Raw genomic sequence first — 12,905 nt, 5'->3', positions numbered from 1 at the left:
TTGCTCATGATCGAGGGCAGGGATTATCGGGGATTTTACGCAGCGCAGGCTAATGCCAGGGTTGCCTGGGCGTATTTTTGTCGCGAAATGAGCAACTTTGCCGGGGCCTGGGCCAGTTGTTCGGCCAGGGCCAGTGCGGCACTTTCCGCTACGCCATAACAGCCGGTGCGTTCGAAGGCGATGTCCGAATGATGGCTGAGTTGCGCTTTATAAACGTCCAGTTCTTCACTGCTGAAATACATCAGCGGTAACGCGAGTTGTTCGGCGAGTTCGAGCAGGCCAGGTTCGCCGCGCTTCAGGTCGATGCTGGCCAGGGCCTTGATCTGGTGAAGTGCGATGTTATGCGCCTGTAATGCCTGATCGAGCAACGCCCGCAGCGTGCTGACGGGGCAGCCGCGCTGGCAGCCCAGGCCGACCACTAAAGTCGGCGCTGTGCTGGTATCAGTCATGCGTGGTATTGGCCATCGCTTTTGCGACGGAACAACCAGGCGCTGATCAGGCCCAAGGCCAGCCAGAACCCGAGGTTGGTCAGCTGCGAAGCGATTTTGAACTGGGTTTCCAGGGCTTGCGGAGCGAGCATCGAATGCACTTCCGGTTGTGGCGCGCCGATGACATGCGGAACCACCAGAATGGCCACGCCGAGGATCTTCATCAGCCAGTGGCGGCTGAACACGATCAACGCGATGCCAACAGCGGTAGAGGCGGCCGTGCCGATCCACCAGATTTGTCGTTGCGCCAGATCGGCCGCGGCGGTGCCTGGCAGTTCAGGCGGCAGGCCAAGGGTCGGCGCCAGCACGAATGTCGCGTAACCGGCCAGGCCCCAGAGCAGGCCTTGAGCGGTTTTGGTCGGTGCACGCAAGGTGTAGAGACCGGCCAGCATCAGGGCGAAACCGACGGCCACCACCAGATTGCCGCCCGTCGTCGACAGCACGCGCTGCCAACCGTCTTGCGGTTCCCAGGCTTCGGCATCGTGGGTGTGCGCAGCGACACCGGCGGCATGTTCGTGAACTTCAACCGCAGCCGGTTCGGATTTTTCGTACGTCTCGGCCTGCAAAATCAGCGGTGCCACCCAGAAGCTTTGCAGCAGGGTCAGCAGCAACGCGGCCAGCAACCCGGTGAAACCCGCGGTTTGCGCAATACGCTTGATCATCTCGGCTGGCCTCAATGGCACGGGAACGCGGAGCTGTGTCGGGTATCGTGCGCGGCGTTGTGCACCGCTTCAATGTGTGAAAAGCCGGCGAAATAGACCAGGCTCGCACCCAGGATCGACGCAAACACGGCGGCGGTCAGGCGTTGAGTCAGGGTCGTGGTGGTGCTGGCGGTGCTCTTGTCGGCGTGGCTGCCGGTGCTGCTGATGATCGACATGGCGCATCCCTCTGGTCTGTCAGTGGGTGAATAGAGCGCATGGAAGACCCCTGCGAACGGGCATGCAGAGGTTCAAACAGCGCCCGCCCACCGCGGGTTTGTTATTCAGTGATCGTAATGGTCACTTTGTGTTGCGGGCCGGTCTCCGGGCTCACGAGGGGTCAAGGCTTGCGCCTGAACCTGCAAGCATCACCTTCCCATGCCGAACTGCTGGCACAGTGGATCTGACGCTCCGCTCGCTTACCGTTGCGGGGGCAGCACCGGACTGACATGGCCTTGAGTAAAGCACATGATTCACCGGTTTCCCGTTTCACCCTGTGAAGGGCACCCGTAACAAGGCGTGTAGGAGAGCATGGGCAGGGCGGGGTAGTCAATTGGCATGGTTTCTCGTTTGGTTGATCGTTCCCACGCTCTGCGTGGGAATGCCTCAACGGACGCTCCGCGTTCGGCTGCGAAGGGACGCAGAGCGTCCCGGGCTGCATTCCCACGCAGAGCGTGGGAACGATCATTGGGCAGGTCAACGATTGACCCGCCCCCACACGATGCGTAGCCTTGCGCTTTCGAGGTTCTTCGGCGTTTGCCGAAGCTAAGAAGGGAACGCGGTCGATGCCGCGGCTGCCCCCGCAACTGTGAACGGTGATGTTCGCTGCCACGCCACTGCAAACCCTGCACAACGGGTTCGCGGGAAGGCGCAGCGAATGCCAGTCTGCCATTGGCACACCGTCAGCCAGGAGACCTGCCTCGACACAGATTCTCACTACAACCGGGCGGGGTGATCCGGTGGCGAACTCTTCCGCGCGCGCATCCGTCGCAGCGATTGTCGTCCCGTATGCCCGCCACCTTGCCAAAGGGCATCCGATGAAAACACTGGCCAAAATCCCTGTCACCATCGTCACCGGCTTCCTCGGCTCGGGCAAAACCACCTTGCTGCGGCACATGCTCGACAACGCTCAGGGCCGCCGCATCGCGGTGATCGTCAACGAGTTCGGCGAACTGGGCATCGACGGCGAAATCCTCAAGCAGTGTTCCATTGGCTGCACTGAAGAAGAAGCCAACGGCCGCGTCTACGAACTGGCCAACGGCTGCCTGTGCTGCACCGTCCAGGAAGAGTTCTTCCCGGTGATGCGCGAACTGGTGGCGCGTCGCGACGACCTCGACCACATCCTCATCGAAACCTCGGGCCTGGCGCTGCCAAAGCCTCTGGTTCAAGCCTTCCAGTGGCCGGAAATCCGCAGCGCCTGCACCGTTGATGCGGTGATCACCGTGGTCGACAGCCCGGCCGTCGCTGCCGGCACTTTCGCCGCCTTCCCGGACCAGGTCGACGCCCAACGCAAACTCGACCCGAACCTGGATCACGAATCGCCATTGCACGAGCTGTTCGCCGACCAACTGGCCAGCGCCGACCTGGTGATTCTCAACAAGGCCGACCTGATCAGCCCTGAAGACCTGGCCCGGGTGCGCCTGGAAGTCGCCGAAGAATTGCCGCCAGCCGTCAAAGTCATCGAAGCCAGCAGCGGCCGTGTGCCACTGGACGTGCTGATCGGCCTTGGCGCCGGCTCCGAAGAACACATCGACAGCCGTCACAGCCATCACGATCACCACCATGAAGGCGAGGACGATCACGACCACGATGCGTTCGACTCGATCTCCATCGAACTGCCACAAGCCGACGAGAGCCTGCTGCTGGACGCGCTGACCCAACTGGTGGTCCAGCACGGCATCCTGCGAGTCAAAGGTTTCGCGGCCATCCCGAACAAACCGATGCGCCTGCTGATCCAGGGCGTGGGCACGCGTTTCGACAAGCATTTCGACCGTCAGTGGGGCGCCGCCGAAGCGCGCACCACGCGTCTGGTGCTGATCGGTCAGGAACTGGACGCTGTCCTGCTCGAAGCGCAATTGCGCGCCGCGCTCAGCGTGTAAGCCATGCACCTGCTCAGGACCCAGCCCGGCGGTTTCGTGTCGGATGACAACATTGCCGACCTTGGACAAACCCCTGCCGAGCTGGTGATCCTGTGCAGCGGCGATTCCAGCCTCGCGCTGCTCGCCGAAGCGGCGCAGCAGCTGCCGGACGATTACCCCAGCGTGCGCCTGGCCAACCCGATGCAGGTGCAGAACCATGCCTCGGTCGATCTGTACGTCGACGAAGTGCTGCGCCACGCCAAGGTGATTCTGATTTCGCTGCACGGTGGCATCGCCTATTGGCGCTACGGCGTCGAACGGCTGGTGCAGCTCGCGGAGCAGGGTGTGCAGCTGATTCTGGTGCCCGGCGATGATCGCCCGGACCCGGAACTCAGCGACCTGAGCACCGTTCCCGCGGAAGACCGAGATCGTCTCTGGCAGTTTTTGCGTCAGGGCGGCATGAACAATGCCCTGGATTTTTTCCGCTGCCTGGCCAATCGCTGGCTGGCGCGCGATTACGTTTGGGCCGAGCCGCAAACCCTGCCGCGCACGGCGATTTACCACCCGCAAAAAAGCCCCGCCGACCTTGAAGACTGGCAAGCCGACTGGCGAGCCGATCAGCCGGTGGCGGCGGTGCTGTTTTACCGCTCGCATTTACAGGCAGCGAACACCGCGTTTATCGATGTGTTCTGCCAGCGTTTGCAGGCAGCGGGGTTGAACCCGTTGCCCATTGCCGTGGCCAGTTTGAAAGAGCCCGGCTGCCTGACGGTGGTCGAGGACCTGCTGGACCACGTCTCGGCGTCGGTGATTCTCAACACCACCGGTTTCGCCCAGTCCAGCCCCGAAGCCCCGCACCTGCGACCGTTTCGCCGCAACATCCCGGTGATTCAGGCGATCTGCGCTCAGGACAACGAGCCGGGTTGGCGTGCCAGTGAACAAGGCCTCGGCCCGCGTGACCTGGCCATGCACATCGCGCTGCCGGAGCTGGATGGTCGGATCATCAGCCGGCCGATCAGCTTCAAGGACCTGGCGTGGCGCAGTGAGCGCAGTCAGTCGGACGTGGTCTGCTATCGCGCGCAGCCTGAACGCATGGATTTTGTCGCCGAACTGGCGCGGCGCTGGATCGATCTGGCACGCCTGCCAAACAGCGAAAAACGCATTGCGCTGATTCTCGCCAACTACCCGACCCGCGATGGGCGCATTGGCAATGGCGTCGGTCTCGACACCCCGGCCGCCGCGCTGAACATCCTGCGCGCGCTGCATCAAGAAGGTTATCCGCTGCCGGCCGAGTTGCCCGACAGCGGCACCGCGCTGATCCAGCAATTGCTCGGAGGCGTCAGCAACGACCTCGATACGCTCGACCAGCGTCCGTGTCATCAAAGCCTGGCGCTGGACGATTACAACCGGATGTTCAACGCCTTGACCGAGACCAATCGGCAAGCGGTGCTGGAGCGCTGGGGCTCGCCCGACAATGACCCGATGTTCCGTGGCGGGCGGATGATGATCGCCGGGCTGCGTTTCGGCCTGACCTTCGTCGGCATCCAGCCGGCGCGCGGTTATCAGGTTGATCCGAGCGCGGTGTACCACGACCCGGACCTGGTGCCGCCCCACGGCTACCTCGCGTTCTATTTCTGGCTGCGCAATACCTACGGCGCGCACGGCGTCATTCACGTCGGCAAGCACGGCAACCTCGAATGGCTGCCGGGCAAAGGCGTCGGGCTGTCGGAAAACTGCTGGCCGGACGCATTGCTCGGGCCACTGCCGAATATCTATCCGTTTATCGTCAACGACCCGGGCGAGGGCGCCCAGGCCAAGCGCCGAACACAAGCGGTGATCATCGATCACTTGATGCCGCCGCTGACCCGCGCCGAAACCTACGGTCCGCTGCGCAACCTCGAACTGCTGGCCGACGAGTATTACGAAGCACAATTGCTCGATCCGCGCCGTGCCCGGGAATTGCAGCGCGATATCCTGCAACTGGTGCGCGACACCCACATCGATCGCGAACTGCAGCTGGACGAGAAGCTCGACAGCGATGCCGATGCAGCGATCTGGCTGCCGCGTCTGGACACGTATTTGTGTGACTTGAAAGAGTCGCAGATTCGCGATGGCCTGCACATCTTTGGCGAATCGCCGACCGGACGCTTGCGCATCGATACGTTGCTGGCGTTGCTGCGTATTCCCCGTGGCGACGGCCGTGGCGCGCAATCAAGTTTGTTGCGGGCGTTGGCCAAGGACTTCGCGCTGGGCTTCGATCCGCTGGACTGTGCGCTGGCCGAGCCCTGGACCGGACCGCGTCCCGTTGAACTGCAATCACTTAACGATGAAGCCTGGCGTACGGCGGGTGACACCCGCGAACGCCTCGAACTGTTCGCCGCTCAACTGATCTCGCAGACATTAAACCAGCCTCAAGCCACCCCGATACCCTGTGGGAGCGGGCTTGCTCGCGAAAGCGGAGTGTCAGTCGATATTGATTTACCTGACTCACCGCTTTCGCGAGCAAGCCCGCTCCCACAAAAGGCCGGTTTGTCGGACGTCAGCGCCATCATCGACAGCCTGCGAGACATCGTCGCCCCGCGCCTGGACGCTTGCGGCCCGGCGGAAATGCGCGGCTTGCTCGATGCCCTGAGCGGTCGTTTCGTCCCGGCCGGCCCCAGTGGCGCACCCAGTCGTGGTCGTCTGGACGTGTTGCCGACCGGGCGCAATTTCTATTCGGTGGACGTGCGCAACCTGCCGACCACCACCGCGTGGCGCATCGGTTTCCAGTCTGCCAACCTGATTCTCGAGCGGCATTTGCAAGACCACGGCGATCACTTGCGCCAGCTCGGCCTGTCGGTCTGGGGCACCGCGACCATGCGTACCGGCGGTGATGATATTGCCCAGGCGATGGCGCTGATGGGCGTGCGTCCCGTCTGGGCCACGGGCAGTCAGCGGGTCGATGATTTCGAAATCCTGCCATTGAGCCTGCTCGATCGCCCGCGCGTGGACGTGACGTTGCGCGTCTCGGGATTCTTTCGCGATGCCTTTGCCAACCTGATTCGTCTGTTCGACGCAGCGGTGCAAGCGGTCGCCGCCCTCGATGAGCCGGACGACCTCAACCCGTTGGCCGCCAAAGTGTGTGCCGAGCGTGAAGCGTTGATGCACTCGGGGCTGGATGAAGAGGCGGCCAAACGGCAGGCCGGTTGGCGCATCTTCGGCGCCAAACCCGGTGCTTATGGCGCCGGCGTGCAGGGCGCCATCGACGGTCGGTTGTGGCAAAGCCGCGAGGACCTGGCCGAGGTTTACCTCAATTGGGGTGGCTACGCTTATGGCAGCGCCGATGAAGGCACCGCCGCTCGCGCACAATTTGCCCAGCGCCTGAGTCAGGTTCAGGCCGTGCTGCAGAACCAGGACAATCGTGAGCACGACTTGCTCGATTCCAACGACTATTACCAGTTCCAGGGCGGCATGCTCGCCGCAGTGGAAAGCCTCAGCGGCGAAACAGCGGCCAGTTATCACGGCGATCACAGCCAGCCGGACTTGCCGAAGATTCGCACACTCAAAGAAGAGCTGAACCGAGTGATCCGTTCCCGTGCGGCCAACCCCAAGTGGATCGACGGCGTGAAGCGTCACGGCTACAAAGGGGCCTTTGAACTGGCGGCGACGGTCGATAACCTGTTCGCCTTCGATGCGACGACGCAACTGATCGACGATCATCAATATGCGTTGCTGGCGGACGCCTATTTGCTCGATCCGGCGACCCGGGATTTTGTGCGTGAGCATAATCCGGCTGCATTGCGCGACATGACCGAGCGCATGCTTGAGGCGCAGCAGCGGGGGATGTGGAAGGCGCCGGGCGAGTACCGCGAGGCGCTGGAGAATTTATTGCTGGATATAGAAGAAGACAGCTGATACACCGCGAACCCCTGTGGGAGCGGGCTTGCTCGCGAAGGCGACGGCACATCACATTAATGTCGCCTGACACACCGCTTTCGCGAGCAAGCCCGCTCCCACAGGGATGAAGTTGCCCGTGATGTTTGTGATAAATCACCGACCATGACCGAGATTTAATGATGACCGACACCCCGCATTTCCCGCTCTGTGCCGTGGTCGGCGCCGATGACTTGAAGCTCGCCTTGTGCCTGACCGCCATCGACCCGAAAATCGGCGGCGTGCTGATCGAGGGCCCGCGCGGCATGGCCAAGTCGACCCTGGCTCGCGGCCTCGCGGACCTGCTCGCCAGCGGTCAATTTGTCACCTTGCCCCTGGGCGCCACCGAAGAACGGCTGGTCGGCACCCTCGACCTCGACGCCGCCTTGAGCGAAGGCCGCGCGCAATTTTCCCCCGGCATATTGGCCAAGGCCGACGGCGGCGTGCTGTACGTCGATGAAGTCAACTTGCTGCCCGATCACCTCGTGGACCTGTTGCTCGACGTGGCTGCCAGCGGCACCAACCTGATCGAGCGCGATGGCATTTCCCATCGGCATTCGGCGAAGTTCGTCCTGATCGGCACCATGAACCCGGAAGAGGGTGAACTGCGTCCACAATTGCTCGACCGTTTCGGCTTGAACGTCGCCCTCGGTGGCCACACCGCACCGGCAGAACGTGGCCAGATCATCCGTCGGCGGCTGGATTTCGACAGCGACCCGCAAGCGTTCTGCGCGCAGTGGGAAAGCCGGCAGCAATCGCTGCGCGAACGTTGCCAGACGGCGCGTGAAACGCTGATGAGCATCCCGCTGGACGATGAGGCGCTGGCGCAGATTACCGAGCGCTGCTTTGCCGCTGGTGTCGATGGTTTGCGCGCCGATCTGGTCTGGTTGCGTGCCGCCCGGGCCCATGCCGCTTGGCGCGGGGCAAACGCCATCGCCGAGGACGACATCGACGCTGTCGCCGAGTTTGCCTTGCGGCATCGCCGTCGTGAGCATTCACCTCCGGCACCGCAAAACAATCAGCCTCCCTCCGCACAAGCGTCCAACCCCAGCCCTGGCGAAGGCCAGGGCCAATGGGGCGAAATGCCCGCCCAGGCGTTGCCGGTCGGCGCGCGCCGTGAAGTGCCGAGCTGGCCAAAAAAGCCCTAGGCATTCGCCCTCGATCTGACGCGGGGGCGAATGCCAGACCCCGCGCAGGACGCCTCGCCAACGGTAAACAGGGCAGGCGTCACGCCGCGCGCAGCGGCACGATCGATTGGCCTGGCACCTTGCTCAAGGGGCGTCCGCGACAGCATGAAGATCTGCTGTTCCACCAGCGCACGCGGTTCCCTCATGAACTGTGGCTGGTGATCGTCGATGCCTCGGCCTCGACCCGACGCCATCAAGCGTTGAGCGATGCCAAGGGCCTGCTCGCACAATTATTCGACGACGCTTACCGACAACGCGCACGTCTGGCGTTGCTCACCGCCAGTGGCAACGTACCGACATGGCAGGTGCAAGGTTTGAAAGCATCGACGAGCCTGCGCGCCTGGCTGGATGGCTTGGGCGCGGGCGGCGGTACGCCGTTGCTGGCGGCGCTGGGAGAGGCGGGGCGTTGGTTGGCGACACGGCAGAAGCGCTTCCCGGCGGAGCAGCAAAGGCTGGTGCTGGTGACCGATGGACGGGTCAAAGAATGGCCCGTGCTGTCGGTGCTGGAGTGTCCGGGGCTGCTGATTGATATTGAGCGAGGTCCGATTCGGCTCGGTCGGGCAAAACAGCTGGCCGCGGCGCTGGCAGCGGATTATCGACACATTGATGAGCTGATTTCGGTCTGACTGTTATGCCGCTTAAGGTCCCATCGCGGGCAACTCGAAGCGCCGCTCCCACAGGATTTTGTGACCGCCAGAGATCCAGTGTGGGAGCGAGCCTGCTCGCGATGGGATCGACGCATTATTCAGCGAAACCAATTAGTCCGCGCCAGCTCTATCACCTCATCCCCACGCCCGCTCATGACCGCTTTGAGCATGTACAAACTGAAGCCCTTGGCCTGTTCCAGCTTGATGGTCGGGGGCATCGCCAGTTCCTGAGTCGCCGTCACCACATCGACCAACACCGGGCCGTCATGGGCCAGCGCACGGCGCAACGCCGGTTCCAGCGCCTCGGAATCTTCGACACGAATCCCGAGAATGCCCATGGCGTTGGCCATCGCGGCGAAGTCTGGATTGTGCAGGTCCGTGCCGGTATCGAGCAGCCCGCTGGATTTCATTTCCATGGCGACGAAACCCAGTGAGGCATTGTCGTAGACGATGATTTTCACCGGCAGCTTCAACTGCGCCAACGAGATGAAGTCACCCATCAACATGCTGAAACCACCATCGCCAGACAGTGAAATAACCTGCCGGTCCGGGAACGCCGCTTGTGCACCGATCGCCTGGGGCATGGCGTTGGCCATCGAGCCGTGATTGAACGAGCCCAGCAGTCGGCGCTTGCCATTCATTTTCAGATAACGCGCGGCCCAGACAGTTGGAGTACCGACGTCGGCGGTGAAGATCGCATCGTCATCAGCCAGTTCGCTGAGCAAACGCGTGAGGTATTGCGGATGAATCGGCCGACCCGGCGATGAGGGTTGAGCCAGGTCATCAAGACCCTGGCGGGCCTTTTCATAGTGCTTGAGCGAGGACTCGAGAAAACTCCGGTCACCCTGATAAGGCAAGCGAGGCAGAAGCGCCGCAAGGGTTTCGCTGACATCCGCGACGATGCCCAAATCCAGCGCGGTTCGGCGCCCCAGGGCCTGCGGGTCGTGATCGATCTGAATGATGGTCGCGTCTGTCGGGTAGAACTGCCGATAGGGAAAGTCAGTGCCGAGCATCACCAACGTGTCGCAGTTGAGCATCGCGTGATAGCCGGAGCTGAAACCGATCAATCCGGTCATGCCGACGTCGAACGGATTGTCCCACTCCACATGCTCCTTGCCGCGCAATGCGTGCACCACAGGCGCACCCAGCGCATCGGCCAACGCCACCACTTGATCGTGAGCGCCCGCGCAACCGGCGCCGCACATCAGCGTCACGGCTTTGCTGTGGCTCAACAATTCGACCAGCCGATCGAGGTCCTGAGGCGCAGGCAAGGTGCGCGGTTTGGAAAGCGCTGGCCAGGGCTTGAGATTGTCTTCGACTTCTTGCAGGGCCACGTCACCGGGAATCACCACCACCGCGACACCACGATTGAGAATCGCGCTGCGCATCGCACGGTGCAGCACTTGGGGCATCTGCGCCGGGTTGCTCACCAGTTCAACGAAGTGGCTGCACTCCTTGAACAGTTCCTGCGGGTGAGTTTCCTGAAAGTAATTCAGGCCGACTTCCGATGAGGGAATCTGCGCTGCGATGGCCAACACCGGCACATGGTTCTTGTGGCAATCGAACAGCCCATTGATCAAATGCAAATTGCCCGGCCCGCAACTGCCGGCGCACACCGCCAGTTGCCCGGTGACTGCCGCGTCGGCACCGGCGGCGAACGCCGCGACTTCTTCGTGACGCACGTGCATCCACTCGATGCTGTCCATGGTGCGCAGGGCTTCAGTCAGACCGTTGAGGCTGTCGCCTGTCAGGCCCCAGATGCGTTTGACGCCGGCCTGTTCAAGAGTGGTTGCCAGTTGCTGGGCAATGGTGATTTTCGCCATGGGGTGCTCCAGTGATCAGATGAATTGTCCTCGGAATAAGAAGAGGACAACCCAACGGCAACCATGACTCACCCTGATTTGCTTTTACTTGGCCATCGCCTGTCGGTACTGGCGCGTGCGCCGGGCGATGTACACGCGATCGAGGATCAGTGCCCAGACAGCCGAAACGTCAGGTCGAGGCTTGCGTCCACGGCTCAGGCGTTGCAGCTGGAACTTCACCACGGCCATGCTCGCCAGCGCGGCCAACGGTTTGCGTTTCCAGCGGATCGGCGGCAATTGTGGATGGCTGTTTTGACCTGTGCGCCAGTGTTTGACCAACTGCGGTTCGAGGGCCAGCGCGGTGCCGATCCCGGCCATGGCGATGCCGCTGTCGAGCACCTGTTCGACGATGGCCAGGCGCCGGATGCCGCCAGTGACCATGACCGGCATCCGCGCCACGCTGGCGAGTTCGCCGGCCATCTCCAGAAAGTAGGCCTCTCGCGCCAACGTCCTGCCGTCACGGGCTTCGCCCTGCATGGCCGGGGCTTCGTAGCTGCCGCCTGAAAGCTCCAGCAAATCGATGGGCTGATCGTTGAGCCACTGGATCACTTGGCGGGCATCGTCGGCATCGAAACCGCCACGCTGGAAGTCCGCGGAGTTGAGTTTGACCGCTACGCAAAACTGCGGCGACACAGCTTGACGCACGGCGCTGACCACCGCCAGCAACAGGCGCGCACGATTTTCCAGGGTGCCACCCCAGCGGTCAGTGCGGCGGTTGGTCAAGGGGGAGAGGAACTGGCTGATCAGGTAACCGTGCGCCGCATGGATCTGCACCCCGGTGAACCCGGCCTTTTCAGCCAGGGCCGCGCTGGTGGCGAAGCGTTTGATGACTTCGGCAATGTCACTTTCAGACATCGGTCTGGGCTCGGCGAACATCTTGGAAAACGAACCCAGGTCGAGCGCCACGGCCGATGGCGCCAACGCTTGTTGCCCAAGGTTAGCCATGGTCTGGCGCCCGGGGTGATTGAGCTGCATCCAGAACTGCGCGCCACCGGAGCGGCCGATGGTTGCCCACTCACGGAACCGTCCAAAATCGCGTTCGTCCTCCAGCACCACACCACCGGGGCCGGTCATGGCGCGGCGGTCGATCATCACGTTGCCGGTCAGCAACAGTCCAGCTTCGCCCTGCGCCCAGGCCTGATACAGCTGAAACAGCTCCTTGGACGGCGCTTGATGGGCATCGGCGAGGTTCTCTTCCATCGCGGCTTTGGCGATGCGATTAACGAGGGTCTGACCGTTGGGCAGATTGAACGCTTGGAAGGGCGACATGCTTGACTCCTCATCAGTAAAGCGAAGAGGCTAAGCTTAAAGTTAACTTTAATGTCAAGCAGTCAAATGAGGCCGTGATGAAGATTGGTGAATTGGCGCGGTTGAGTGGCTTGAACGCATCGCGCATTCGGTTCTACGAGGTTCAGGGCTTGATTCCCCAAGTGGAGCGCCTGCCCAACGGATATCGGCGTTACCCACCGCAAGTGTTGCAAACCCTGAAGATCATTCAGTGCGCGCAGCAGGCCGGGTTCAGCCTCGATGAGCTGAAGCTGCTGTTGCCGGACAGGGTGACGGGCGCGTTTGATCACGATGAACTGGTGGCGAGCCTGGGACGTAAAGTCGAACAGATTGAAGCGATGCAACTGCACCTGGCCCAAAGCAAGGCGCAGTTGCTGGGGTTGATCGAAAACATCCAGGCGAAACCTGAAGGGATGGCCTGCGATGCGAATGCCGAGCGGGTGTTGGCGTCGCTCAAGCATTAGTTCTGGTCGATGCAGCTGTCGCCATAGGCTTGGTAACGCAAGGTGTGGGTGACGTTACTGGTGTCGATGTAGGTCATCTCCCGGGTGCCGATGCCGCAATAATCGCCGTTGGTCATGTTGAGGACTTTGGCGATCTTCAGGGGCGTCGAATATGTGTAGTCCTCGACGTTCGACGCGCTGGCGTTGTCGACGGAAGCAGCGGCCGCAACGCCACTCAGGGTCATCAGGAACAGGGCGGGCAGAAGGCTTTTCATGATGGGGCTCTCGTGGTGGCTACTGAACGAT

At 62.2% G+C, this 12,905-nt stretch carries 11 protein-coding genes and 2 riboswitches; of the genes, 5 read left to right on the top strand and 6 right to left on the bottom strand.

All coding sequences use genetic code 11. From position 1 onward, the window contains the following. Window positions 1–35: 35 nt before the first annotated feature. Genes HNR03_RS18605 through HNR03_RS18595 form a run of 3 tightly spaced genes read right to left on the bottom strand, consistent with a single transcriptional unit; the run spans window position 36 to window position 1,365 of the window. Window positions 36–449, bottom strand: a complete 414-nt coding sequence (locus HNR03_RS18605) for a cobalamin biosynthesis protein (RefSeq protein WP_259155082.1) — start codon at window positions 447–449, stop codon at window positions 36–38. Beyond that, on the bottom strand, window positions 446–1,150 hold the full coding sequence (locus HNR03_RS18600) for a CbtA family protein (protein ID WP_090183436.1): 705 nt from the start codon (window positions 1,148–1,150) through the stop codon (window positions 446–448). Before HNR03_RS18600 ends, HNR03_RS18605 begins: the two co-directional genes overlap by 4 nt. 11 nt (window positions 1,151–1,161) lie before the next feature. Continuing rightward, on the bottom strand, window positions 1,162–1,365 hold the full coding sequence (locus HNR03_RS18595) for a CbtB domain-containing protein (RefSeq protein ID WP_259155081.1): 204 nt from the start codon (window positions 1,363–1,365) through the stop codon (window positions 1,162–1,164). 118 nt (window positions 1,366–1,483) lie between these two features. Next, a riboswitch (cobalamin riboswitch) is annotated at window positions 1,484–1,712 on the bottom strand. A gap of 199 nt (window positions 1,713–1,911) precedes the next feature. Beyond that, window positions 1,912–2,124: riboswitch (cobalamin riboswitch) on the top strand. A gap of 99 nt (window positions 2,125–2,223) precedes the next feature. On the opposite strand from HNR03_RS18595, the gene cobW reads away from it, so the two are divergent. From cobW to HNR03_RS18575, 4 genes are all read left to right on the top strand, one after another. Next, a complete protein-coding gene (gene cobW / locus HNR03_RS18590; protein WP_310504568.1) occupies window positions 2,224–3,285 on the top strand; it encodes a cobalamin biosynthesis protein CobW in 1,062 nt (353 codons plus the stop codon). Between the two features lie 3 nt (window positions 3,286–3,288). Further along, window positions 3,289–7,155 carry a cobaltochelatase subunit CobN gene (gene cobN / locus HNR03_RS18585; RefSeq protein WP_259155080.1) on the top strand — a complete coding sequence of 1,289 codons (3,867 nt, stop codon included), beginning with the start codon at window positions 3,289–3,291 and terminating at the stop codon, window positions 7,153–7,155. Window positions 7,156–7,316: 161 nt separating this feature from the next. After that, window positions 7,317–8,321, top strand: coding sequence for an ATP-binding protein (locus tag HNR03_RS18580; RefSeq protein ID WP_259155175.1), 1,005 nt, complete (start codon window positions 7,317–7,319; stop codon window positions 8,319–8,321). A gap of 119 nt (window positions 8,322–8,440) precedes the next feature. Then, window positions 8,441–8,986 (top strand): VWA domain-containing protein, encoded by a 546-nt coding sequence (locus tag HNR03_RS18575; protein WP_310504567.1) that lies wholly within the window; start codon window positions 8,441–8,443, stop codon window positions 8,984–8,986. Between the two features lie 119 nt (window positions 8,987–9,105). Here the strand turns inward: HNR03_RS18575 and poxB are convergent, their stop codons facing one another. Together poxB and HNR03_RS18565 are read right to left on the bottom strand one after the other, a co-directional pair. After that, window positions 9,106–10,830 carry a ubiquinone-dependent pyruvate dehydrogenase gene (gene poxB, locus HNR03_RS18570; protein WP_259155079.1) on the bottom strand — a complete coding sequence of 575 codons (1,725 nt, stop codon included), beginning with the start codon at window positions 10,828–10,830 and terminating at the stop codon, window positions 9,106–9,108. A gap of 84 nt (window positions 10,831–10,914) precedes the next feature. Then, window positions 10,915–12,138 (bottom strand): NADH:flavin oxidoreductase/NADH oxidase family protein, encoded by a 1,224-nt coding sequence (locus HNR03_RS18565; protein ID WP_259155078.1) that lies wholly within the window; start codon window positions 12,136–12,138, stop codon window positions 10,915–10,917. Window positions 12,139–12,215: 77 nt separating this feature from the next. Here HNR03_RS18565 and HNR03_RS18560 point away from each other — a divergent pair, with 77 nt between their 5' ends. Continuing rightward, complete coding sequence (locus tag HNR03_RS18560) at window positions 12,216–12,620, top strand: MerR family transcriptional regulator (protein ID WP_259155077.1); 405 nt, start codon at window positions 12,216–12,218, stop codon at window positions 12,618–12,620. On the opposite strand, the gene HNR03_RS18555 is transcribed toward HNR03_RS18560, so the two are convergent. Further along, entirely contained in the window at window positions 12,617–12,874 is a 258-nt protein-coding gene (locus HNR03_RS18555; RefSeq protein ID WP_259155076.1) for a DUF2790 domain-containing protein, read from the bottom strand. The genes HNR03_RS18560 and HNR03_RS18555 overlap by 4 nt on opposite strands. Window positions 12,875–12,905: the final 31 nt, after the last annotated feature.

The organism is Pseudomonas sp. JAI111, assembly GCF_024809425.1.
In the GTDB taxonomy this organism is placed as follows: domain Bacteria; phylum Pseudomonadota; class Gammaproteobacteria; order Pseudomonadales; family Pseudomonadaceae; genus Aquipseudomonas.
Note: the sequence above shows the minus strand (reverse complement) of the source record. Positions and strands in the feature narration are given on the sequence as shown.

Bases quoted from the DNA above. Each gene is read 5' to 3' on its own strand.
- HNR03_RS18565 (WP_259155078.1), bottom strand. From the start codon at position 12,138: ATGTCGCCCTTCCAAGCGTTCAATCTGCCCAACGGTCAGACCCTCGTT.
- poxB (WP_259155079.1), bottom strand. From the start codon at position 10,830: ATGGCGAAAATCACCATTGCCCAGCAACTGGCAACCACTCTTGAACAG.
- cobN (WP_259155080.1), top strand. From the start codon at position 3,289: ATGCACCTGCTCAGGACCCAGCCCGGCGGTTTCGTGTCGGATGACAAC.
- cobW (WP_310504568.1), top strand. From the start codon at position 2,224: ATGAAAACACTGGCCAAAATCCCTGTCACCATCGTCACCGGCTTCCTC.
- HNR03_RS18555 (WP_259155076.1), bottom strand. From the start codon at position 12,874: ATGAAAAGCCTTCTGCCCGCCCTGTTCCTGATGACCCTGAGTGGCGTT.
- HNR03_RS18600 (WP_090183436.1), bottom strand. From the start codon at position 1,150: ATGATCAAGCGTATTGCGCAAACCGCGGGTTTCACCGGGTTGCTGGCC.
- HNR03_RS18605 (WP_259155082.1), bottom strand. From the start codon at position 449: ATGACTGATACCAGCACAGCGCCGACTTTAGTGGTCGGCCTGGGCTGC.
- HNR03_RS18560 (WP_259155077.1), top strand. From the start codon at position 12,216: ATGAAGATTGGTGAATTGGCGCGGTTGAGTGGCTTGAACGCATCGCGC.
- HNR03_RS18580 (WP_259155175.1), top strand. From the start codon at position 7,317: ATGACCGACACCCCGCATTTCCCGCTCTGTGCCGTGGTCGGCGCCGAT.
- HNR03_RS18595 (WP_259155081.1), bottom strand. From the start codon at position 1,365: ATGTCGATCATCAGCAGCACCGGCAGCCACGCCGACAAGAGCACCGCC.